A 24,450-nucleotide genomic window follows, 5' to 3' on the forward strand; every position below is an offset into this window, starting at 1 on the left:
TCCGCCTTTGTTATCAGGAAATACCCTCTGTAAAACCATTAAATTAAATATTTCCTGATAACAACAGTGGCTGGAGGGGTATACCGCACCGGAAGTAACATAGCATATTTCGAGTTATTTGGGTTTCTCAACAGCCCTATCGGAATCCCAATTTGCCTTCGGCAAAACTCACTCCTTCACCGATCCGAGCATAATCCCATGAATAAAATACTTTTGTAAAAACGGATAAACGAGCAGAATCGGCACCATAGAGACGACGATTTTGGCAGCATTGAGCGTTTTATCCGATACCTTCATCAGCAATTCGGCTTGCGACGAATCCAGCTCCACGATGTTCAGGTTCACGACAAGCTGCTGAATATAGGTTTGCAGCGGGTAATTTTCCGCACTGCGCATGAAGATCAGCCCGTCAAAGAAGGAGTTCCAGTGACCTACGATACTGAACAGCGTAACAGTGGCGAGTGACGGCAGAGAAAGAGGTACGAACACCATAACCATCATGTACCATGGTCCCGCTCCATCCATGTATCCTGCCTCGCTCAGCTCTTTAGGCATACTGCGAAAAAAATTCATAAGCAGGATCACGTTAAACACCGGAACCGCTCCCGGCAGCACGAGAGCCCATATCGTGTTAAAAAGACCCAGCGCCTTAACCGTCAAGTAAAGCGGAATGATGCCGCCGCTGAACAGCATGGTGAACAGCATGAACCACATATACAGGTTCCGTTGAGGAAACTCCCTGGTGCTTCTTGACAGCGGATAAGCCATCAGAACCGTTAACAGGAAGTTAATGGCTCCTCCCAGGAGCACCCTTTTAACCGATACGAAAAATGAATTAAGAAAATGCGGCTCCTCCATAATCCGTTTGTACGATTCCATGTTAAAGCCCACCGGCCAAAATTTGACGAAGCCTCCCGATGCTGCCGCATTATCGCTGAACGATACGGAGAACGTATGCAAAACCGGTGCAAGCGATACGATCGAGATCAAGAGCATTATGAGCAGCAAGGCTGCCTCAGCCAGCCGGGCTGAGACGGTTTTATTCCGTACCATGAGTTGTCATCACCTGCTTTATCTAGAAAATACGGTAGTTTGCATATTTATAAGCTATCCGGTAAGAAATGATAATCAGAACGAAGCCGATAATGGATTTCAACAAACTGACCGCGGTAGCGAACCCGTACTGCGATTGAACGAGCCCGACCCGGTATACATAGGTGTCGATGATATCCCCGGATTCATAGACCAGCGGATTATACAGGTTAAATATTTGATCGAAGCCGGCGTTCAGCACGTTTCCGATACTGAGTGTTGCGAGCAGCACAACGGTAGGAACCAGGCTCGGCATCGTAATGTAATACAGCTGCTGCAAGCGGCTCGCGCCGTCCATCTCGGCCGCCTCGTACAGCGAGGGGTTGATCCCCGCAAGTGCGGCCAAATAAATAATGGCGGCAAAGCCGAACTCTTTCCAAATATCACTGCTGATGACAATGGCCGGAAACCATTTGTTGCTGGCCAGAAACAAGATCGGCTCGTGTCCCATCGCCTTGACGATTTGATTAAAGATGCCGTCAAGCGACAGCATATCGATGACAACCCCAGCCAAGATGACCCAGGACAAAAAATGCGGCAAATAGACGATCGTCTGCACCCAGCGCTTGAATACCATGAAGCGGACTTCGTTAAGCAGGATTGCAAAAATAAGCGGGACCACCAGATGAGCGATAATTTTACAGACGGCAATGAAAACGGTGTTATAAAAGATCAGCCCGCTGTCCTTGATTTGGAACATGTAAGTGAAATTTTCCAAGCCGATCCAAGGGGAATCCCAAATGCCGAGCCCGATCTTGAAGTTCTGAAAAGCAATGACGATGCCGAACATCGGCACGATATGAAACATAATCAAAAACAATATGCCTGGAAGCAGCATCAGGTGATAATGCTTGTGGTACGATTTAATGTTCATAGGCCCACCACCAAGGTTAGATGAAGAAAGCACCGCCTTTCACGGGAGGTGCTCCTTATGTTTATTTTTTCGCCTTATTAATTTCGTCGATCACTTCTTTGGTGATCTCATCTCCGCCTTGCGACTTCCAATCGGTGACGAATTGATCGAACGCATCGAGCGGCTGCTCGCCCATGACAATTTTGAAGAACGTCTCCTTTTCGAGCTTTTGCAGGTTTGCCCATTTTCGTTCCATCGTCTTCGTAACGGCGGTATACTCGCTGTAAATTTTGTTCATATTCGTTCTGAGCAAATCGGCAGGCACCGTGTATCCGTAATATCCGGACCAATCCTTCAGATCGGCCTTCGGATTTTTCTGATCCCGCATCGCCTTGTCGTACAGCTCCTTCATCTCTGGGCTAAGCTCTTCAGGCTTCGTTTGGCCGCTCAGCGCTTTTTTGAGAACATCCGCCTTACGCTCCACAGCGTCGCTGTAATCATAGGTTGCGTTCCCTACCGGCCAGTACTCGGCACTGACGGAGAAGTCCAGCTTCAATGCATCCGGATCGACCTTGCGTTGAGCTGCAATGAAGGTATTCGCATAAATCATCGCCGCTTCGGGATGCTTCATCCCTTTCTTGACGACAAGGAACGTGTTGCTGACCGGAATCATCAGGGTGTTAACGACCCCTTTGGCATCGGGAATCAGATAAGGGGCGAAATCTACCTTCGGATCATTTTTGATCGCATCGGCGATCAAGCCTCCCGACCACCATGGGCCGAAGAAAATGCCTGCTTTGCCGCCAACAACGACCTGGTTCGGATCCTTGCGCAGTGCAAACTCCTTATCGATCAAGCCGGCCGAGTACATCTCCCGCAGCTTGCCGAGCGCCTGCTTCGTCTCGGGCAGAATGGAAGCATACACAATATTGCCCTTGCTGTCTTTAATCCAGTTGCCGGGATAGGCATTGTACGCCTGGAAGAAGCCTTTAAAGTCGATGCGCTGGGCTTTTCCCGGCACGCTGAGCGAGCCTTCGGAGCCCGCCAGGCCTATAGTATCCGCTTTGCCGTTGCCATCGGGATCCTTTTCTACGAAGGCTTTGGCAATGGAGATCACATCGTCGATCGTTTTGGGCGGCTGCAGCCCCAATTTGTCCATCCAGTCCTTGCGAAGCCACACCATACTGGCCGCATCCGCCTGAACGCTAATGTTCGGTATGCCCATGAGCTTGCCCTTATAGGTCGCTTTCTCCAACGCTTTATTGTTGGTGGACGCATACAGCTCTTTCGTTAAGGGAGAAGCATACTGCTCGTAAACCTTGCTCAGATCCTCTATCTGGCCTGCATCGGCCAATGCCAGAAACATCTGCTCGTTGACGAGCATCATATCCGGCAAATCATTGCTCGCTACAGCCAGCTTCATCTTCTGGTCGTAATCCTGACCGGAGGCGTACCACAAGATTTTAAAATTGATATTCGTTTTATCGGCGATATATTTCATATACTGATTGCTTTCCACCGTATCACCCGCAGGCAGCTTGGCTCCCGCACTGACGCTCTTGAAGGTCGTTACCTCGATGGGACTCGGCATTTTGAAAGGGTCGATTTTGGCGTTAGGCTGTCCTGACGGGCTTGGAGTGTCCGCCGTCTTGCCGCTTTCGGGAGTGTTGCTGGAACAGGCCGTCATCAAGACGGTGATTGCCGCTAACATCAGCCATGCTTTTTTCTTTTTCATACTTCCCCTCCTAAAAGTTTTCGATAGAAAACTTACTTCGTAAGCATCATCCTTGTGTTTTCGGTAGAAAACTGTCTTCGTAAGCATCGTCCTAAAAGTTTTCGTTAGAAAACTTACTTCGTAAGCATCATCCTTGAGTTTTCGGTAGAAAACTTACTTCGTAAGCATCGTCCTCAAAGTTTTCGGTAGAAAACTTGAGTCTGTTGAAAAACCCGAAAATCTGAAAATTCGCTTCGGTGCCCCAGTGGGGTATCCCCCTCCGGTCGCTGTTGTTCTCGGGAAACATTGATTATATTCACTTTATAGAGGGTATTTCCCGAGAACAAAGGCGAACGCTCACGCTCCTATAAGGGATACCCCACCTATCACCTTTCGCATTTTCCGTATGATGGGGTTTTTCAAAACCCGAAGATTTTGAAAACTTGCTCATCTCCATTTTAAGAAAAAAGAAAGACGACCAGGTCAGTTTGCGTCCTGAAGTAGGGCACAAATCATCCTTTGATCGTCTGGCTTTGTGGACGAAATTGCACTTCATGGAAGACGATTTGAGACCTCGTGTTCCATTCTTCGAAACTCGCTCGGCAGCACACCTGCAATATCACGAAATACTTTGCCAAAATATTTTTCATTCGGATACCCCGATTGGGTAGCGACCCAGCTGATAGTTCTCTCTGTACGGCTGAGCAGCTCCTTCGCATGATTGACCCGCACCTCCCTAACATAGTCGTTGAACGTCTTGCCTACGATATCCCGGAAGCAGCGGCTGAAATAGCTTCGGCTCATGTTCACCCTCCTGGCAATATCCGGCAGATGAAGGTCCTCCTGCAGCTCCTCGTGGATGATATGAACTGCCTTAGCGACGCTAGCCTTTACTTCAGGGGAATAAGGCCCTTCATCTCCTGCCGGCTCTTGCAAAGAATCCACTAACCCGGCTCGCCAATTCGCTTCCGGTGCATTCGCCTTCATCTTGTCCACGATCCGCTTCAGCACTTCTCCCATATGCTCATGCTCAAGCTCCACCTTCGTAATGTAATCTAACGCCCCGAGACGCAGCGCTTCCTGAATAAATTCAAAATCCTGATGAAAGGTAAGCACCACCATCGCAACATGCCGGTGCCGTTCCTTGACAGAACGCATCAGATCAATTCCGGACATGACCGGCATGGCCAAATCCGTGATCAGCAAATCGACCTCATGATGTTCGAGAAATTCCAAAGCCTTGCGTCCATTTCCCGCTTCCCCTACCACCTTCAAGCCGTAATTGTCCCACGGCATCATGGAAATAAAGCCTTTGCGTACCAAATGGTCATCATCTACCACCAGTACTTTTATCATCGCTGACACCTCCAATGGTTCCTGTTATCGTGAAGAGGGATGCACATTCCAATGCGGGGTACATCTCTTTAAGGTCAGCTTGCATGCTCAGACTCTGCGACGGGCAGTCGGAGACGAACCGTTGTACCTTCCCCCTTCGTACTCTCGATATGAAAGCTTGCATCCGGGCCAAACTGAAACTTAACCATACGGTATACATACTGAAGCCCTATGCCAAGTCCCACCAATCGTCTCTCCGGGTTATCGTCGAGCATAAGGCGGTCGATCTCCTCCTGAGACATGCCTTCCCCGTTATCCTTCACTTCGATAAGGACATGCGCCGGCCCATCCTCCTTCACAACGACCTCGATGGCCCCTTGATCCTCCATGCCATGGTACAAAGCATTCTCTACCAAAGGCTGCAGGATGAATCTCGGGATCGGCAATTCCAATGCCCTCGGGTTCGCATGAATATGGACCTCAAATTGAAAATGATAACGAATGCCCTGCAGCTCGACATAATGCCGCAGCGCTTCGATTTCGTCCCTGATACGGGCAGGTCCCCCTTTTCCGAGATTGTAGTACAGTACTTTATTCAGCATCGATACAAGGCGGTCAATTTCTTTTTGCCCATGGGCCCTGGCCAGCCAGCGAACCGTATCCAGCGTATTATGTATAAAATGAGGGTTAATCTGCGTCATCAGCTTTTCTACCTCAAGCAGCGCCTTGCCCTTTTCCTTTTGCTCGACCTCTTCAATCAGCTCGAAAATGCGCCTCCTCATATCAGCGAACTCGCGATAAATGACGGCAAACTCCGATATCTGCGATTGCCTCACGGGAAAATGCTCGTAATTATGCTTCACGCTGCGAATGTCTGCATTCAATACATTCAGCGGGCGGTACACGGCACGCCATATGAGCCAGGCGAGACAGCCGCTCACGGCAAGGGTCAGTACGGCAAACATGGCGAACTGCTTGATCCACCGGTTAATCTCAAGCTTGTAGACCCATTCGGGGACGGCAGCCATCACCTTCCAGGACTGATTGCTCGTTTCCTCGAACATATAATAGCCCCCGGACGGCGCCTGCTTCTTTCTGGCCGCAGCGGCACTGGAACCGACGGGAAAATCGGCGGTGTTCTCGCTGTATACCACCTTGCCGTTATTGTCCACAATAAGATGGACCAAATGACCGCCGAACTGATCGTTATCCTTGATGATGCTCTCCGCCAATTTAAAATTGGTTTCTATATAGACATACACATCGTCCCGATCGGGAAGCTCCACCTTGCGCAGAATGGACAGCACTTCGTTACCGTCAATCGGGTTTAACGAACGATGCGGACCGTAATACGTAATTTTATCAAACCGTATCAGTACGGGGAGCTTCAGGATGTCATCGTCCCGGACGTTGAAGTTCTCAAACAGCTTCTGATTGTCGTTGGCGAAGTAATAAAACATCAAACCCAGCGTCGGATTCGTAAAATGGATCAGGCTGAGCTCGCTGCGAATATCGTCATTCAATCTTTTCTTCTCGTACAAGTCGGCGGACAAATAGCTTTCCAGATTTTTACCGACTCTTCCGTCAAAAGCAAGCTGCTGCGAGGTATGGTTCAGCTGGCCTATCGTATCCTCCAGTGAAATCCGTACCTGATGCAGATTGCTCTGTACTCCGCCTTCCGCTTTGTTCTGCAAAATGGCATACATCGAAACATACGAAATGCTTCCGATCAATATCAGCGGGGTAAGCGAGCTTATGAATAGAATAATGATCAGCTGGTATTTTAACGAATAGGGCTTCGAATAATTTCTTCGCAGCATCGATAGGTTCAATAAACACACCCCGCTTTACGAAACATTAATAAAGCGCTTTCAAATCCATTTCTTTGTCCGCGCACGATCTGGATGATCCATTTATGTAAACCGGTTTCCCCTTCTTTATTGCCTATTATATAGAGCAAAAAATCGGCTTACAACCGATTTTTGTTGAATCCAGGTTAAGTTTCAATTAAGCGCTTAATCTTCGATCTTAAAAGTTCGGTTTCTCCTATAGATCCTGATTGGCTTAGTTTCTCTTGCTTCCGGATTATTGGATTTGGCCACGGCACAATTCTTTTTTCACCCAAATAACTATGACAATAGTTGTCACTATTATGGTCTATACTGATAATCAAGTCCAGCTGAAGTTGATATTCCGGATGGACGAACTATAGAAGCTAAAGGAGCTGCCCAAAATGATTTTGCAAATGACCCCTTTTATTATGCTGGATGGAAAAGCCAAGGAAGCGATCCGCTTCTATGAGCAGGTATTGGATGCCAAAATCCTGTTTACGCAAACCTTCGGGGAGGCGCCGGATTCATCTTTACCCGCAGAAGCGAAGGACCGTCTGGCCCATTCCGTGTTAAAAATCGGGGAAGCCGATTTGTTCGTAGCCGATACATCACCCGGTCAAGCCCATCAAGCGGGAAATACCGTCAACATCTGCGTTACTACCAACAGCAAGGAGGAAGCGAAGCAACTATTTGATGCTCTGCTTGAGGAAGGTCAAGTGATTTTCCCTCTGCAAGAAGTTCATTTCAGCCCCGCTTACGGTATGGTAACGGATAAGTTCGGCGTTACTTTCCAAATTTTCACCAAAAGATGAGGTTCCAGCCCTTCACCATGTCCAAAAAGACCGTCACGATGGATGTGACGGTCCTGTTTGGCGTCAAGTCGCTTAATAGGAGGCTTGCTGAAGCTGCTCAATAAACATCTTCTCCTCCGGATTTACCTGAATCAGCTTCTCGTAAAGCTCCTTGTCCTCTTTTCCGGTTTTGGCTAGAGCCGCCAAATACCAGCGGGCAATAATTTGCTGAATTTGCTGCTGCATCTGCCCGTTGATTCCCTGCTTCAGGACGGAGGCCGCTTCATCATATTGTTTTTCTATATACATCATTTGACCTACCGCAATGGCCATTTCCGGCGTAACGGAGAACGGAGCCCCCACATTGATCGTTTTGGGCACTGCCTCTAGCTGCTTTCTCTTCTCAACAAATTGACGGAATAATTGAATGCCTTCGCCGCGATGCATAGCAGCTGTTTTGGTGTCTTGAGCCAGTTGTGCCTGCTCGCTTACCTGAAAGCGGACAGATAGCGCCCGCTCATAAAGCGTCTGATCCCATGGAAACTTGTTTAATGCGTCCAACGTTAAGGTTAGTGCAGACTCATAGTCCCTCTTTCTTATCGCTCTCATCCATCTTTCTTCCACAAGCTCCCTCGACCAAGGCTCTACCTTCTGCAGCCGTTCCTCCAGCTTCAGCGCTTCCTGATCGAAGCGTTCATCCTTCGTCTGGTTATAGCCAGAACGCCAAAGATTGATTAACAGCAGCATATAGCCGGGATTGTCCGGCTGCTTATTCAAGGCTTCCTTCATTAAGTCGGTGGTTTGATGCAGATCGACCTCCTGCTGCCCGTACATCGCCTTCATCGCATGCTGCATCGTTCTCCCGCCGGATACATACAATGCCCCGGTTATCATCAGAAAAATAGCCGCGGCTAAAAGCAAGCCTCCATACAGGAAGGCAGGCTTCGTCTTCGTCAGGCTCCACGTTGTATACCGGCTTGTCTCCGCGACAGCGGGCTGCGCCGTACGCTCTCCGCCGACCGCCGCCATTCCGCCCAAGCACAGGTAAACCAGCGAGGACAAATACACAAAGCTTAAATCAAAATCCATCAGGCTGTGCATCAGCAATGCGCCAGCAACGATGAGATACATCACATGCGGTTCAAAGCTGCTTTTGGACCGAACCAGAGAACGGATATACCGGAAGCCCGCATAGCCGAGCAGAGTCATAAACGACAGAAGACCGACAGTTCCCTGCTCGATCCATAGCTGCAAAATAAAGTTGTGCGCCTGCCGGCTTGTGTAAGGGTAGCTTTGATACGTCGGATATAAGGACGACCATGCTCCCCCTCCCGCTCCGATCACAGGATAATCTTTGATGATTTTCAAGGAGTCCAGATAAAACACACCGCGTTCCAGCACGCTGTGCTGCTCCAAATTAATGCTTCGTACCCTCTGCTCCAAGGTTTGCGGCAGCAAGGTTAACAGCGGGCTGTCCATGATCACGATCCCTACGGCAACCAGACCGATTAGCACAAGACCGGATGGCAGTACCCAGCGCCGCGTCCACGGCTTCACCGGCCGGCTGTCTTGTCCCTGCTTCTCTTCTTTTCGTCCACGCAGCAGCACGAAATGCTGGAGTGCCCAGCCGATCAGCGCCGCCCCGAAAGAAACGGCGAGCAGCAGCCCCCAGCCCTGCCCTATTGAAGCAGCCGTATGGTTGTTCTGTACTAACAAGGCGGTTTCCGTCATGGGAGTCAGTATCGCCAGCGTCCCTAACCCGGCCAGCAGCAGGTGAAGCAGCATCATCCATTGTCTGGACATGGTTAACAGGAACAGAAGGAGAAGCACGATAACAGGCAGCATTAACAAAGCTCCGCGCGATAAAGTCAATAAGAGCGATAGCAGCGCGGGAACCAGCATCCATGCGTGAAGCAAAGACATGGCCTTGCTTCTCGACGTGACTGCGCCATAAGCAGCACAAGCGATCACAACCAGCAAAAAGCCGGCATTGGCATTCGGGTATTGGAAGATGTTATTTAACCGCAAGCCATAGGCTTCTACCACGACAGCCGCTTGATAATGCGCGTTCCCGAATAAATTAAGAAGTCCGTATATCGTTACGATATAAGTACTTGCGACAAGGATCTGCGGCAGCCATCTGCGGCCTGAAGCATGCAGCGTGATGACCAGGCCTAGCAAGAACATCATGGCATAAAATACTTGAACCTGAATCAGCAAAAATGCATAATGGACCGACACGGCTTGTATGTACGACAAAACGGCACTGATCGGCATCAGCCATGCCAGCGCAAGCGATAGACTGTGGTCCCTCCACTGTACCCGATATTTGACCGCATAGATGGCGATGAGTAATAAAATAAAGGACGCCAGCAGTAAGGTGCCCTGGATCGGCACTTCATAGGCGATATTCGATTTCGGGTCTCCCTCGATTCTTGCGGATAAGAACAATCCCGTTAAGTAGGGAACGAACAGCAAATAGGCCGTTAAAAAACTAAAAAACAGCCCGTACATCACCGTGCTTCTTTCTTCCCCCCTTGCGGACTTCAAGCCCGCTCCTCTACTGCGGTACTTCGTTTGCGTTTGCATGTAAATGACCCTCCATCGGTTTCGCTCAACTCCTTGGTTCTCTATTACATAGACGGTAATTTTATGGTAAAAGTTCCTAAAATCATGAAAAATATTGTCAATTTTTGTTGCCATCCGGAATCATCACATTGCTTATAAATAAAATAAGCCGAAAGCTCTCCTTTACGGGGCTTTCGGCTTTCATGTTTAATATCTTATGGCTTTACGTCGTAGATTTTGTACAGGTCATCCAGCATGAGGTTAGCGGCCTTCACGCCACCGGCTGTATTCCAGGTCGTATCGTCGACTTTAATTAATTTGTTGTTTTTAACGACCTTCAGGTTTTTCCACAATGGATCATTCATCCATTCCTTCTCCTGCTGAGTTCCTTTGCCATCGCCGGTTTCATACGTGAAGTAGAAGACGCGGTCAGCAGCATCCAGCTCAGGCAGACGCTCCTTCGTAATGTCCTCGAACGATTTCTCGTCGCTCTTAGGGTCGGAACGCGGAATTCCGATTTGCTGGAAAATGACGCCGGAGAACATGTTGCCATAGTAGAATCTTGTCTTGCCGCCCATGAAACGCACCACGGCTACCTTCTCTTTCAGCTTGTCGCCCGCTTTGCTCTTGAAGTCCTCAATGCGCTTGTCGAAAGCGGCAATGACCTGCTCTCCTTCTTTCTTCTTGTTCAAAGTATCCGCATATAAGGAGAAGTTGCTTTTCCATTCGCCGCGCAACGTCTCGGAATAGACGGTTGGAGCGATAGCTTTCAGCTGATCATAGATTTTCTCATGACGCATTTTGTTACCGATAATCAAGTCAGGCTTCAAGGAAGCGATAATTTCCAGGTTAGGCTGGGATTCGGTACCTACGGTCGTAACACCGGCCATATCCGCTTTTATATGATCGAACCAAGGCTTGCCTGTATACGATTCTACCGCGCCGACAGGCTTAACACCCAGTGCAAGCAAGGCCTCCGTTCCTTCGTTGGTCAAAATGATCACCTTTTGCGGGTGCGCAGGAACCTCTGTCTCGCCCATGGCATGCGTGATTTTGCGAGGAGCATCCGCAGTCGTCGCTGCACCTGCTTTGTTATCCCCAGCATTAGGCTGCGCCTCTTGTTTTCCGCCGCAAGCAGCCAAAAATACAGACAGCATTAAAATGACAGCGACCAGTGCCGCCGATCTCATTCGAAAGGATTGATTCTTGTAAAACATTTCTGTCTAGACCCCCCAGGCTCGTTCATATGATAATGATTCTCATTCACATCGATAATACTACTGGAACTGGGCGGAGTTGTCAATGTCTTTTTGTTTGAATGATTTCGGCCGCAAAAAAACACTCCTTGTGGAGTGAGTCTGTTGAGAAACCTGAAAATCTGAAAAATTGCGTCGGTACCCCGGTGGGATATCCCCATCCGGTCGCTGTTGTTCTCGGGAAATTTTGATTATATTCGCTTATTAGCGGGGATCTCCCGAGAACAAAGGCGAACGCTATCGCTCCTACAGGGAATACCCCACCTAACACCTTTTACATTTTTCTACAAAACAGGATTTCTCAACAACCAGACTCTATTCGGAGTGTTTATGGCCTCTTCAATCAAACAAAGGAGTGGATAAATATCTTTCACCGTTATCCGGCATGATGACAACGATGTTCTTGCCCTTATTCTCGGGACGCTTCGCTAGCTGTACAGCTGCGTACGCCGCGGCACCCGAAGAGATGCCTACCAGCAAGCCCTCTGTTTTGGCAAGCTGCCGGGTCGTTTGGAACGCATCGTCGTTTTTGACTTTATAGATCTCGTCAACGACATTCCGATTGAACACACTCGGGACGAAGCCGGCTCCCAGCCCTTGGATCTGGTGCGGTCCCCGCTTGCCCCCGGACAATACCGGAGAATCGAAAGGCTCAACCGCGACAATTTGCACGGACGGCTTCTTCTGCTTCAGCACTTCACCTACACCGGTCACCGTTCCGCCTGTCCCGACGCCGCTGACAAAAATATCTACGCCGCCTTCCGTATCGCGCCATATTTCTTCCGCTGTCGTCACTCTATGAATTTGCGGGTTCGCTGGGTTATCGAACTGCTGCGGAATGAACGAATGCGGGATTTCTGCTGCCAGCTCCTCCGCCTTTCTCATTGCGCCCGGCATGCCTTCCGAAGCCGGAGTCAGGACAAGCTCCGCTCCCAGCGCCTGCAAAATTTTTCTCCGCTCGATACTGAACGATTCGGGTAACGTAATAATGAGCTTATATCCTAAAGCAACGGCTGCAAAAGCAAGACCGATGCCCGTATTCCCACTGGTAGGCTCGATGATGACGGAATCCTTTTGCAGCAAGCCCCGCTCCTCCGCGTCTTTGATCATGGCAAATCCGATACGGTCCTTAACGCTGCCCGCCGGATTAAAATATTCCAGCTTGGCAATCAATGACGCTTTCAGTTGGTGCGTTTGGCCGAATTTGGCAAGCCGCAGCATAGGTGTATTTCCGATCAGATCGGTCAAGTTGTTGGCTATATTAGGCATGGAAACCCCTCCTGTGAAACTGCTATTATATGATTCCCTAATGTATGGTATTCAAATCTTAACACCAAAAAAATAGAAAGTAAAATCAGCTGTGCGCCAAGCCGAGTGAAAATGCGTACAAATCACCCGAAATTTCCGGGCTCATACGGTATCTACATGCCTGACAGGCATCTATCTTTCTACATCCGTCTCATCTTTTTACCGTTACCGCAAAAACACCTGCCGTCTTATGTAACATCATTCGAAGACTCTCCCCTTTCCGTTTGAATATAAAAAGCCCCGCTATGGCTGCAGAAGCCATAACAGGGCTGTTCAAACTGCTTTGCCCGCTTATTGCGGCATTAATCGGGTCGATACGCCGATCCGGTTCCATGCATTGATCGTAACGATCTGCATAATAATCTCAGCAATCTGCTTCTGATTGAAGTAGCTTTCTACTTCCTCATACACATCGTCTGGAACATGAGTCTCCGCCAGCAGGGTGATGGATTCCGTCAAAGCTAGCACTGCTCTCTCCGCATCCGTGAAGAAGGGAGTTTCCCTCCAGGCGTTCAATGCGTAAATCCGCTGCTCCGTCTCCCCGAGCTTGCGCGCTTCCTTGGTGTGCATATCGATGCAAAACGCGCAGGAGTTGATCTGGGAAGCACGGATTTTGATCAGCTCTCTCAATTTCTTGTCAATGCTTGTGCCTGATACATAAGATTCGAGCCCCAGCATCGCTTGGTATCCTTCCGGAATCACTTGATTCATGACCATTCTTGTTTTCATAAAATTGCCTCCTCGTCCCTTGTCGATAGGGGGTATTTTGTCTTTACAATTATTAAGACAATCGGGAAGCTATTTTGTGACATTGCAGCATGATCTATTCAACTTTTTATGCGCTTGCCGAATAAGCCGGTGCGGCTTTCCTGCGGCGGATCATCAGAAGGTAGCAGACGACGGAGCCCACATCCGCAACCGCTATGACAATCCCCATCGGCACGGCTGTGCCGCTGCCGCCCAATCCGACAAGAGGTGCGACAACGCCGCCGGCGATGAACGAGAGCAAGCCCAGAAGCGCTGATGCGCTGCCCGCTGCCTGCGCCTGGTTCTGCATCGCCAGCGCAAAGGAGGTTGCGCTTACGATCCCGACGCTGGACACGACGAAGAACAATGGTACCAGTATCGCGTACAAGCCTGCACCGATAAGAATCATTGCAAGCAGCGTTACGCCGCCGAGCATAGCCAGGACGAGTCCGCTAACCAGCAGCTTCTTCTCCCCGAGCTTCCCGGCAAGCCTTCCTGTAATCTGGCCGGCAATGATAATGCCAACCCCGTTAATGGCGAAAAACATGCTGTACATTTGCGGTGACGCTCCAAATATATTTTGAATGACGAACGGAGAGCCGGAGATATAAGCGAACATCGCTGAAATGACCAATCCTTGACAAAGCGCATAGCCCATGAACATCCGGTCTCCCGCCAAACTGCGGAAGGTCCTGAGCGTGTTTCCGATACCGCCCTTGGAACGGCGCTCTGCCGGCAACGTTTCGGGAAGACCGAACATCACCGCTATCAGCATTAGCAAGCCGAACAGGCTCAATACTATAAAGACGCCCGGCCATGCCGTTGCGCGGAGCAGCTGACCCCCGGCAATCGGAGCGAAGATCGGGGCCACACCGTTAATCAGCATCAGCAAGGAAAAAAACTTGGTCAGCTCCGTACCGGAGTACATATCGCGCACAATAGCACGGGATATGACGATCCCCGCCGCACCGGCAAAACCCTGAATAAAGCGAAGCACTAGCAATGCCCAGATGGAAGGGCTCCATGCGCATAGAAGCGAAGCAATCGTATAAACGAGCAATCCGACGATCAGCGGGGTGCGGCGGCCCCTGACATCGCTTAAAGGACCGGCGAGCAGCTGACCGAGCGAGAGCCCTAGCAAGCAGAAGGTAAGACTGAGCTGGGCGAGGGAAGTCGTCGTATGAAGATCGTCGGCCAGCGTCGGCAATGCCGGCAAATACATGTCGATCGATAGCGGCCCAAAGGAAGCCAGGGCCCCCAATATAAGAGCCATCCACAGCCTCCGGGCAGGCACGGATGATGATATGGCATCACTATGTTGTTCTTTCACAAAACCCAACCTTTCCAGTTCATTTTAATTAGGCATCTAATTACTTTGGTGTTCCGACTCCAAATTGCTGTGCATTTGCATCAGCAGCCGCCGGAACAGCATCTTTTCCTCCGGACGGAAATGGTCGAAGCATTTGTCTTCTATGACATGCAGCGCTTCCTTAACCTTCTCCGCGGCAAATCTCCCCTTGTCCGTAAGATACACCCTGGATATGCGCTGGTCGTCCGGATCGGGTCTTCTTTCAAGCAGGCCTACCTTCTCCATCCGGGTAATCATGACGGTAAGGGTCGCAGGCTGAATATGAATCCGGGAAGCCAGCTCCTTCTGAATCTGCCCGTCCTGCTCCGCTAGCCTTAGCAGCAGCGGCGGCTGGCCGGGATACACTTCATATTGCTGAATCAGCTTATCGACGTTTTGCCTATGAAGCTTCAGCACATGCTTCATCAAATGCGTCAATGCATCGGTATGTTGAAAGCTCAAGGACGCCCCTCCTCTTATAATTAGCCAGCTAACCAAATGTTAGTGTAGACCGAAGGAGACGTTTCCGTCAACCTTTTTCAAGCCGTTATTTATTAGTTTTCGCGAAATTCATGTGAGTTTTAGCTATGTTGGGACAGGTCTAAATTCGCTAAGCTTAGGGAGAAGACGCATGAACCCGACTAAAATCCCCCATCCGGCGTCTTACATCCTACCGGGAGGTGAGCTGTACTCGCACCACGCATTGCGGCAGTCCAAATTATTTTTTTAAGGAGGATGCTTAATGATGAAAAGCAATAAGAGAGTACTTGGCTGGCTCAGAAGCCGCGCGATATCGGTATCGGTTCTGTTCCTGCTGTGCTTCACACTGGTTCCGTTCTTCGCCGTCTCTACCGCTTTTGCAGCGACCAAAACCGTCCCTGCAGGCGATGTCGCAACGCTTCGCAGTTATCTGGCCAGCGCGCAGCCGGGTGATATTATTGAGGTTTCCGGTACCTACAATATTTCGAACGGTACGCTCAGCACTTCTGTAAGCGGTACCAACGGAAACTACATTACCCTTCGCGGGACAGGAGGAGGCGCTATGTTCAACTTCACCGCGTCAGCCGGCAACTCCGCTGTGTACATCAAACACAACTATTACAAGCTGGAGAACCTGACGATCAACTCCAACTCCAATTCCAACAAAGGACTTCTGATTGAAGCCTCCCACGGTTATGTAACGAATGTCACCGTGAAGAACACGCTGGCGGAGGGCTTCAAAATCCGTAAAAACAGCCAATATTGGCTGTTCGAGAATTGCTCCTCCCAATATACGGGACAAAGCGGCAAATTCGGCGAAGGCTTCTACGTCGGAGATGCGGATCAGAACTGGACCACTGCCCCCAACGCCGACCAAAGCGGCTATATTACCTTCCTGAATTGCAGCGCCATCCAAACGAAGAACGACGGCTTCGACTTCAAAGAAGGCACTCATGACATTAAAGTCATCGGCGCAACCATCGATTTCCAGAACACCATTCCTGAGAGTTCGGTAGGCAATAACGGCTTGTTCATCCGGGCCAATAACGTGCAGGTCATCAATACGACGATCAAAAATAACGCAGGTCCGGGACAGGGCATCCGCGCTAATAAAATGACCGCCTCGGACAACAATTCCTATGGCAGCAACCTGGAAATGAAGGCGCTGACCGGAATCAATTTAACGGGCTCTCTGATCTACAGCAGCTTCACCAACAACACCCTGTACACCGATTATACGACCACCAATGTAGCAGGCGGACTGTACGCCTCCGGCTCCAAAACCGCCACAACCGCGAGTCCGTCTTCGTTCGTCGAGAAAACCTGGAGCGGTGAAGGCGGCGGAACATACAGCAGCGGCACGACACCAACGCCTGCCAATCTGGCCTTGAATAAAACTGCCTCCGCTTCGACGGAATGGAGCACCACCTATGCGGCATCCAAAGCCGTTGACGGCACGACAAGCACCCGCTGGGCGTCCGCTTCCGGAACCAATGCAGGACAATGGTTGAGGGTCGACCTTGGGTCCAGTCAAACCTACAGCAGGGTCATCATCAAGGAAACCGACTTCGCCAATATTACCTCCTTCAAGCTGCAATCGTCCAATGACGGCACTACCTTCACGGATATAACCAGCGGCACTACTATCGGCTCTTCCAAAACAGTCACTTTTTCTCCTGTAACGTCCCGCTACATCCGCTTATATGTCGTATCCGCTTCCGACGAAGCGAACGTGAATGAATTTGAAGTATACGCTAATTAACCTTGCTGTAAAATGATTGAAGGCCGGTATTCCAAGGAGATTTCCTTGAGAGGATCGGCCTTCTTTTAGCTGCTGGTTCCGCATTTGCCCTTATAGACAGCGGTAGAAACCTTCGTCCGTGTGACTTCAGGCATAATTTCTCCATGCGGTAAGGCAATTACTTGCCGAAAATTCGGTCCAATCAAACTTTTTACTATTTATTACTGTAATCAAGTCAACTATAACTCTGCATTAAATACAATAATCAAGAATATTTATGCCCGAAAAACCCAAAAAAATAAGACATCCTCTATCTATGGCCCTCTGAAAAAACACATTTTTTCAGACAAGCATCAAATTGCACGATACTCCCGAAACACCTTCTGAGGCAAAGACACGGCCTGATTCAAGTTCAATTAACGATTATATATATGCTGACAGGGCAAACAGAGCGATGGTGATCACGTCCTCGAGATCTTCACGGCTGGCCCCGTTCACAGCTTGGACCGTCATGCCGGCCACGAGGGTTGCGACATACCGGGCCAGGGCGACAGGATCAGCGTGATCAGGCAAATCTCCATCTTTCTTTGCTTGCTCCAACCGGGTACTTAGCGCTTTTTCGATTTGAACGCGTAGATCGGTCAACAATTTTTTGATCGGATCGGATTCCTCGCTGCATACAAGGGCTCCTTTGATCATTAAACAGCCCGGAGAATGATCGGGATTGACCACCGAATCCGCCGTTGCACGAAGAAGTTTCTCGATGACTGATCGAGCTGTCGGTTCGTTCAGAGCAGCCACTGAAGCTTGAATCGGCCCTTCGTTCATGTATAAATCAAACGCCATGTGAAACAGTTTCTCTTTGCTACCGAAGGTCGCATAAAAGCTTGAACGGTTGATCTTCATTGCTTCGGTCAGATCGGACCACGAAGTCCCCTCATACCCCTTTTGCCGAAAAATCTCCAGGGCACTCTCTAGTGCTTGTTTAATGTCAAACGCCCGAGGACGTCCGGCTGCCATAACTATCCCCCCCTTTTCATAAATCAGATAAGTGATATTTTACTACACGGCTTAGAATTTGTAATGTTTTTCGATATGAAAAAGATCCAAAGTGCCCGGAAAGATCGTCGGCAATCCGACCTCCTGACAGTTTGGATCATTAACCTTGCATAAACCGTTCTTCTTTTATCCGGCCCTCGTTGAGACACCGTCGTTGTTAAACGCTCCCGCCTCCGTCAATATTCAGGCTTGCCCCGGTAATATATCCGGCTTCAGGCGAAGCGATATAAGCCACCATACTTGCAATTTCGGATGCCCTTCCGTATCTCCCCAGCGGAATCATTTGTGCGGCCGAAGCATAGGGGCCGTTCTCCGGATTCATATCCGTATCGATCATTCCAGGTTGAATGTTATTGACTGTAATACCTTGAGGTGCTAGATCGCGCGCCAGCGCCCGTGTCAATCCGGCTACCGCAGCTTTTGTCGAGACATACAGGCTGTTTCCAGGGAATGGATTAAATTCGGCTGCAACACTACCAATATTGATGACGCGACCGCCTTGTTTCATTTGCGGAGCGGCCGCTTGAACGGCAACGAATACTGCCTTCAAATTAATTGCAATCAATTGATCGAATTCTTCAAGGGTAAAGTGGTCGTAAGGCTTTAAGTTTGTAATGCCTGCATTATTTACAAGAATATCAATACCGCCAAATGCTTGGATCGTCTCTTCGATGGCGCCTTTCAATGCCCCGACATCGGCGCTGTCCGCGCGAATCGCCAAAGCTTGTCCGCCTGCGCTTTTTATTTCTTGTGCCAGTTCCTCTGCCTTGCTTTGTGAACTGACATAAGTAAAAGCAACCGATGCACCGTCTCCTGCGAGCCTTTTCACGATTGCCGCACCAATGCTGCGAGCTCCTCCGGTGACAAATGCTTTTCTGCCGGCTAAGGGTTTATTCATTGTGCTTGTCGTATTCAAATGTAAAACTCCTCTCATTTTAATTTTGAACTTTTTGGTTCAAAATTAAGTATGGGGCTATTATAAACCTTTTGGTTCAAAATTACAAGAAGCAATTTTATTCTCGTTAGTGGTCAATATGTATTCATGGAGGGCTTGGATGTTTTTGAGCCACTCGAGCGTCGCCCCGGAACCAGCTACGTGTTAGGTCAGCCTGATTGTCTTCTTCAGCTAGCCGCAGGCGGAGACTAGACAACGTATAAGAGTGAGCCCCTATCTCGGCACATGGGTGATGCTGAGCAGGAGCACGCTAGCAGGTTATTAAACTGCTACGCGTAGTTAGATGTACAGTTACCATTTAAAATGCATATTTATGCCGTACCTAAAATCATGCATATGCTTGCCAAAGCGGCATAATTATGATTAATTTTTCAATCCGGTATAATCCGATAAGTATCACCGCGGCCGTGTACCCCAGCATGAAACGTTTCCATGGGTTGCGTTTCGGGATGCTCTCTTGTTTTCCCCAAACCATACAGTTTCACGTCACTGCGTCCATAGTCCCAATCTGCGAAATAGGCCTTGGAAAAATGCAACATTTCGTCTAAGTGTGAGTCTAATAACATGTACTCTGTCGAAAAGGAGGTTATTGGATCTACATATTATTGCAAGTTTTACGTTAAGCGCTGTCAGCCGTTAAAGAGCTGCAGGGCAAAATTTCCACATGCTGCTTAAGGTCATAACGATTATTTTTATTTTAGAGGTGAATGATGAAGTTAAGGTTCATTACTACATTGCTATCGCTGCTGCTTATTGCCCTTCTGATACCTGCCTTCGCCTCTGCCGCTCCGCAAGGTTCGGCCGCTGGCATCCCGTTATACTTCAACGGGAAACAATTGAAGCCCGAGGTTGCGCCGCGAATTATTAAAGACGTGACCATGGTGCCTGTCCGCATCATTGCCGAGGAGCTGGGCTCCAAGGTGACCTGGGACCAGGCACAGCAACAAGTTACGATCACGAAGGATTCGCTGAACATACAAATGGTTATCGACAAGCCGTCAGCTACCGTGAACGGGGTCAAGCTTCCGCTGGATGCCGCTCCGCTGCTGATTGACGGAAACACCCTGCTTCCTGTCCGTTTTATTGCCGAGAACATGGGGATCGAGGTCAACTGGAACGACGTCGCCCGTGCGGTTTATTTGAAAGACAAGTCCGGAGAGACGGAAACCGTTCTGCCGCCTGGAGGCCAGCCTGCACCGGACAAGCCTGCCATCGATGCCAACGGCAACCCGCTGCCTGTCATTCAATCGATTGAAATGACTCCGAACCAGCTGTTAATTAAAGCCGACAAGGGCGCGCTTCAGCCTAGCTCATTTTGGCTGCGTGATCCGAATCGCATCGTTATCGATATTCCGAATGCCTCCTTGAACCCTTCCCTTTACAAAAATGAAGCGTCCAAAAGCGGGGACACGGTCTCGAATAACGTCTATGTATCGAATGTCCGCTATTCTTTATATAATAATAATCCGTATACCGTTCGCATCGTATTGGATATGAAGGAACCGGTCGATCTCAAATGGGAATCCGGCCTTAACACGGCCGCACTCGTCGGTGTTCTTAACAAGTCCAAATATAAAGTCGTCATTGATCCGGGTCACGGCGATCATGATCCGGGCGCTAAGGGCGCCAACGGCCGCAACGAGAAAGAATTCAACCTGATGATGGGGCTCAAAGTGTACAACCTGCTTCAGAAGGAGCCACAGATACAGCCATCCATGACGCGCAGCGACGATACCTTCATTCCTCTGGACGATCGCGGCAAATTCGCCAACGACCTGAATGCCGATGTATTTGTTTCTATTCACGGGAATAGTTATGTAGCAACATCGACGGGAACAGAAACGTATTATTATAAGGCGGATAGCGTTGAGTTCGCCAACATCATGCACAAGCATTTAGCGGCTGCGACCGGATTGCCAGACCGCGGGGTGCGTCAAGAAGCGTTCCGCGTGGTAAAAATAACAAACATGCCGGCTGTGCTGCTGGAAGTGGGTTACCTGTCCAACCCGGGGGAATCCGCGCTCATGTTTGACGAATCATTCCAGAATCGGGTCGCCGAAGCTATTGTGGCCGGCATCAAAGAGCAGCTCAACATTCAGTAAGGAATAAGGCGGTGAACGAAATGAACAAAAACATAGTAAACGGTTTGCTCCTTACGGGAGCAGTCGTATTGGCTTTATCCGGCTGCGGCCAAAAGCCTCTGGCCAATGGTGGAACAACCCAGGGCTCCGATAATCCGCCTGTCAATAATCAGGCGACACCGGCGCCGACTCCACAACCAACTCAGCAGCCCGCGAAGAAAGAGCCCATGACCAGCAAAATCAAGGTATACTATGGGGACGATCAAGCAACGAAGCTGGTGGAGAAGGAAGTCACCATCAGCTATAACGAGGATAAGGATAAGTACAAGGCGGCGCTGGAAGCTTTGAAGAAAGCGCCGGAAAACGGCAATGCAGTTCCTCTGGCTAAGGCTCTCGGCTATAAATCCGTAGTCTTTAAAGACGGTGCGCTGACCGTGGATGTGAGCCTTTCGGACGAAGGACGCCTTGGCTCCGGAGGCGAATCTATGCTTCTGCAGGCAATCCGGCAAACCGTGTTCCAATTCCCGGAAGTCAACTCCATTGATATTCTGGTGGATGGCCAAGCCGCAGAATCGCTGATGGGTCATATGGATTTGCCTCATCCGATCAAACGATAGCCGCTTGGGTTTCGGATTTCCAGGACAGTAATGAAAGCAGATTGCCTCGGCAATCTGCTTTTTTTTGGGCTGCAGCGGATCTGTGGATGAAAAAAGCTGGGGATAACCAATGCTGTGGATATGTTCATAAGTACATACCGATTTATGCACAGTCTGGCTTTGAGTATTGTTGATAATGTGGATAATGATGTTGATAACTGCATTTTCCTCCATACAGACGAGGTTCCATTATAGTACAAAAACGCTCCGTTTGAAAAGTAAAAATTTGCTGTGCACAGCCTGGGGAGGAATGTCGAAAAAGCGCGAATGACAGGCCTATTTATGTTAAAATAAATGTACTTCATCGCGAGGGTGATTGTATGACTATTCTGCTTATTGTGCTCATGATTGCTGCTATCGTTCTGTTCATTACGAAATCGCACAATCCGTCCGCCTATTGGATGGGCTTCGTTCTGGTCGGCTGGTTTCTCAGCATGGCCGGCTTGATCCTGTTCATAGCCAAGTACGGGGGATTTTACTATAAAGTCAATATCGTACTGTTCTTCAATGACAGCATCCGCAACTTTCTGCTTGATTTGCCTATCAAGATTGAAGGCATCAGCCGTATGATCACGATTGGACGATCTTTATTCGTCTTCAGCCTGATCGGGCTTTCCGTGACGCTTTTCTACTACCGTCCGTTTCAGCAGCTATGGAAAATATTCGCCCTCAACACGCTTCTTCCCATCGCGAATATTATTTTTTACGATCCTATCATTTATAAATGGGCTCTATCCGTCCTGGACCGCAATGTTACTTACATGATCGGCTGGGTCACTCGCGGCTGGCTCGTTGTCTCCCTTCTCGTTGCGTTGGCGCTCATGATAGGCAAGTACAGGAAAATGACCATTCCCTGGGTCAAGAAGCAGAGCAAGCACATTCTGTACGGTGTGGTCTCTCTGGTACTGTTTTACTTTTATCTCGGCTTTATGGGACCTCTTCAGGTGTTCGATGTACGCACGTATTATGTGCTTTATTCGGACTTTTCCAACTTTAATCCCCCTCTTACTTTGTTCGGCTGGTATGCCAGCATCGGCTTTACCGGTGTTCTTTCCGTCATCAGTATCCTTTCGATTTGGCGTTATACTGAAGTGGAGAAAACGATGGGCAAAAGCGATCTGCAGCTGCAGCGCAAGCTCAATACCGCCAATATGGGTGCCCGTGTCTTCACGCACGCTATCAAAAATCAGCTGCTCATGATTCAGCTGCTAATCCGGCAGGCTCAAGAACAGGCTGCGGCTCAAGGAGCTTCACCTGCAAACAGCTCCATGCAACCGCTTACGAAGGCAAGCGATATCGTCTCACACACTCTCGGCAGATTGGATCAGCTCTATGACTCGTTCAAGACGAACCAGCTTCATCTGAGACCCGTTGCGGTTCAATCGCTCATGCAGCAAACGCTCGAACGGCTGAAGGTCATCCCGGAGCATGTCGAGTTTGAGGCTGTCATGCCCGATGACGGCTGCATGGTATTGGCGGATGCCGAACACTTGTCGGAGGCTCTCTACAATTTGGTGATTAACGCCATAGAAGCGATTGACGAAGATAGCGGGGGTCTGGTACAGCTGAACAGCTATGTGGAGGAGAATTGGGTTATTATCCAGATTATCGATAACGGACCGGGGATTGAAGCCGAGCTGCAAGAAACGATCTTCGATCCGTTCTATACCAATAAGAATACGACCAAGAACTGGGGAGTCGGGCTCTCCTTCAGCAAGCATATCGTGCTGGGCCACTACGGCCGCATCCATCTGGACAGCAAGCCTGGCGAGGGAAGCACCTTTCAAATTATTGTTCCGCTCTATGTGTTGAAATCCGAGCAGAAAGAGAGTTGAGAATTCATGAATCCGATACGAATCCTTGTCGCGGAGGATCTCGATGTGCTGCGCGAGCATTTTTGCGAGCTGATCAGCCGCGAGACCGATATGACCGTTGTCGCGCATGCCTCCAGCGGAAAGCAGGTGCTCCAGCGCTTGCTAGAGCATCAAGCGGATATCGTCGTTATGGATATTGAAATGGATATGAAAAACGACGGAATCCTGACTGCCGAGAAGGTTCTTGCGCTGTATCCGCACATGAAAATTATTTTTCTGACGGTGCATGAGGATGATGAGACCGTATTTAATGCCTTTGAAACCGGGGCTGTCGATTATGTGCTGAAGACGAGCTCTCCCGAGGTCATCATCTCAAGCATACGCAATTCGTACGACGGGATTGTGCAGATCCGGCCCGAATTTTCATATAAAATCAAAAATGAATTCTCACGCATCCGCCGCAACGAGGAAAGCTTGCTGAAAGCCACTATCATTTTGTCGCAAATGACCCCTACCGAGCTGGAGATCCTGGAGCTCCTTCTTAAGGATATGAAAATCGCGGAAATCGCCAAGCACCGCCAGGTGGAGCTGTCTACGATCAAAACGCAAATGAATGTGATCCTGAAGAAGTTCAACAAAAAAAGGTCCAAGGAAGTCACTGCGATGCTGCGGGAGTTAAATGTACAGCACCTGATCCACAAAGTTAGAGGCCACAGCTAGCCAGCCTTAACGCAGCCGGGTACGGCTGCGATCTTTTTTATCCAAAAGCATTGACCCCAAATAAGGTTCAGTGATAAGATTGAAAAAATTTACCTATCAT

19 protein-coding genes are annotated in these 24,450 nt (G+C 49.3%); 6 read left to right on the top strand and 13 right to left on the bottom strand.

Annotated features, from left to right (window positions below):
• Positions 1–168: 168 nt before the first annotated feature.
• The 5 genes from ABEA66_RS10655 to ABEA66_RS10675 form a co-directional block, all read right to left on the bottom strand.
• Positions 169–1,053: a carbohydrate ABC transporter permease gene (locus tag ABEA66_RS10655; RefSeq protein WP_345587537.1), complete on the bottom strand. Its 885-nt coding sequence runs from the start codon at positions 1,051–1,053 to the stop codon at positions 169–171.
• A gap of 22 nt (positions 1,054–1,075) precedes the next feature.
• Complete coding sequence (locus ABEA66_RS10660) at positions 1,076–1,966, bottom strand: ABC transporter permease (protein ID WP_079912303.1); 891 nt, start codon at positions 1,964–1,966, stop codon at positions 1,076–1,078.
• Positions 1,967–2,027: 61 nt separating this feature from the next.
• Positions 2,028–3,680, bottom strand: coding sequence for an extracellular solute-binding protein (locus ABEA66_RS10665; protein WP_345587538.1), 1,653 nt, complete (start codon positions 3,678–3,680; stop codon positions 2,028–2,030).
• 531 nt (positions 3,681–4,211) lie between these two features.
• Entirely contained in the window at positions 4,212–5,015 is an 804-nt protein-coding gene (locus tag ABEA66_RS10670; RefSeq protein ID WP_345587539.1) for a response regulator transcription factor, read from the bottom strand.
• 74 nt (positions 5,016–5,089) lie between these two features.
• Positions 5,090–6,826 carry a sensor histidine kinase gene (locus ABEA66_RS10675; RefSeq protein WP_345587540.1) on the bottom strand — a complete coding sequence of 579 codons (1,737 nt, stop codon included), beginning with the start codon at positions 6,824–6,826 and terminating at the stop codon, positions 5,090–5,092.
• 401 nt (positions 6,827–7,227) lie between these two features.
• On the opposite strand from ABEA66_RS10675, the gene ABEA66_RS10680 reads away from it, so the two are divergent.
• Positions 7,228–7,638 carry a VOC family protein gene (locus ABEA66_RS10680; RefSeq protein ID WP_345587541.1) on the top strand — a complete coding sequence of 137 codons (411 nt, stop codon included), beginning with the start codon at positions 7,228–7,230 and terminating at the stop codon, positions 7,636–7,638.
• 72 nt (positions 7,639–7,710) lie between these two features.
• Here ABEA66_RS10680 and ABEA66_RS10685 read toward each other — a convergent pair whose 3' ends face one another.
• The 6 genes from ABEA66_RS10685 to ABEA66_RS10710 all read right to left on the bottom strand — a co-directional run bounded on the left by ABEA66_RS10685 (position 7,711) and on the right by ABEA66_RS10710 (position 15,306).
• Entirely contained in the window at positions 7,711–10,206 is a 2,496-nt protein-coding gene (locus ABEA66_RS10685; RefSeq protein ID WP_345587542.1) for an O-antigen ligase family protein, read from the bottom strand.
• 194 nt (positions 10,207–10,400) lie between these two features.
• The gene (locus tag ABEA66_RS10690) at positions 10,401–11,402 is read right to left on the bottom strand and encodes an ABC transporter substrate-binding protein (protein ID WP_345587543.1); all 1,002 of its coding nucleotides are present in this window, start codon (positions 11,400–11,402) and stop codon (positions 10,401–10,403) included.
• A 378-nt stretch (positions 11,403–11,780) separates the two neighbouring features.
• Entirely contained in the window at positions 11,781–12,710 is a 930-nt protein-coding gene (gene cysK / locus ABEA66_RS10695; RefSeq protein WP_345587544.1) for a cysteine synthase A, read from the bottom strand.
• A gap of 330 nt (positions 12,711–13,040) precedes the next feature.
• Positions 13,041–13,478, bottom strand: coding sequence for a carboxymuconolactone decarboxylase family protein (locus tag ABEA66_RS10700; protein ID WP_079912297.1), 438 nt, complete (start codon positions 13,476–13,478; stop codon positions 13,041–13,043).
• A gap of 106 nt (positions 13,479–13,584) precedes the next feature.
• A complete protein-coding gene (locus ABEA66_RS10705; RefSeq protein ID WP_345587545.1) occupies positions 13,585–14,769 on the bottom strand; it encodes a multidrug effflux MFS transporter in 1,185 nt (394 codons plus the stop codon).
• 93 nt (positions 14,770–14,862) lie between these two features.
• Positions 14,863–15,306 carry a MarR family winged helix-turn-helix transcriptional regulator gene (locus tag ABEA66_RS10710; protein ID WP_225948057.1) on the bottom strand — a complete coding sequence of 148 codons (444 nt, stop codon included), beginning with the start codon at positions 15,304–15,306 and terminating at the stop codon, positions 14,863–14,865.
• Between the two features lie 280 nt (positions 15,307–15,586).
• On the opposite strand from ABEA66_RS10710, the gene ABEA66_RS10715 reads away from it, so the two are divergent.
• The gene (locus ABEA66_RS10715) at positions 15,587–17,086 is read left to right on the top strand and encodes a discoidin domain-containing protein (RefSeq protein WP_345587546.1); all 1,500 of its coding nucleotides are present in this window, start codon (positions 15,587–15,589) and stop codon (positions 17,084–17,086) included.
• Positions 17,087–17,488: 402 nt separating this feature from the next.
• On the opposite strand, the gene ABEA66_RS10720 is transcribed toward ABEA66_RS10715, so the two are convergent.
• A complete protein-coding gene (locus ABEA66_RS10720) occupies positions 17,489–18,085 on the bottom strand; it encodes a TetR/AcrR family transcriptional regulator (RefSeq protein WP_079912293.1) in 597 nt (198 codons plus the stop codon).
• A 196-nt stretch (positions 18,086–18,281) separates the two neighbouring features.
• Positions 18,282–19,040 carry a 3-oxoacyl-ACP reductase family protein gene (locus tag ABEA66_RS10725; protein ID WP_345587547.1) on the bottom strand — a complete coding sequence of 253 codons (759 nt, stop codon included), beginning with the start codon at positions 19,038–19,040 and terminating at the stop codon, positions 18,282–18,284.
• A gap of 746 nt (positions 19,041–19,786) precedes the next feature.
• On the opposite strand from ABEA66_RS10725, the gene ABEA66_RS10730 reads away from it, so the two are divergent.
• The 4 genes from ABEA66_RS10730 to ABEA66_RS10745 all read left to right on the top strand — a co-directional run bounded on the left by ABEA66_RS10730 (position 19,787) and on the right by ABEA66_RS10745 (position 24,350).
• Positions 19,787–21,181 carry an N-acetylmuramoyl-L-alanine amidase gene (locus tag ABEA66_RS10730; RefSeq protein ID WP_345587548.1) on the top strand — a complete coding sequence of 465 codons (1,395 nt, stop codon included), beginning with the start codon at positions 19,787–19,789 and terminating at the stop codon, positions 21,179–21,181.
• Positions 21,182–21,201: 20 nt separating this feature from the next.
• Entirely contained in the window at positions 21,202–21,777 is a 576-nt protein-coding gene (locus tag ABEA66_RS10735; RefSeq protein ID WP_345587549.1) for a GerMN domain-containing protein, read from the top strand.
• 359 nt (positions 21,778–22,136) lie between these two features.
• Complete coding sequence (locus ABEA66_RS10740) at positions 22,137–23,651, top strand: sensor histidine kinase (RefSeq protein WP_192701913.1); 1,515 nt, start codon at positions 22,137–22,139, stop codon at positions 23,649–23,651.
• A 6-nt stretch (positions 23,652–23,657) separates the two neighbouring features.
• The gene (locus tag ABEA66_RS10745; RefSeq protein ID WP_345587550.1) at positions 23,658–24,350 is read left to right on the top strand and encodes a response regulator; all 693 of its coding nucleotides are present in this window, start codon (positions 23,658–23,660) and stop codon (positions 24,348–24,350) included.
• The last annotated feature ends 100 nt before the right edge of the window (positions 24,351–24,450 follow it).

This window comes from Paenibacillus vulneris, assembly GCF_039543185.1.
In the GTDB taxonomy this organism is placed as follows: Bacteria; Bacillota; Bacilli; order Paenibacillales; family NBRC-103111; genus Paenibacillus_S; species Paenibacillus_S vulneris.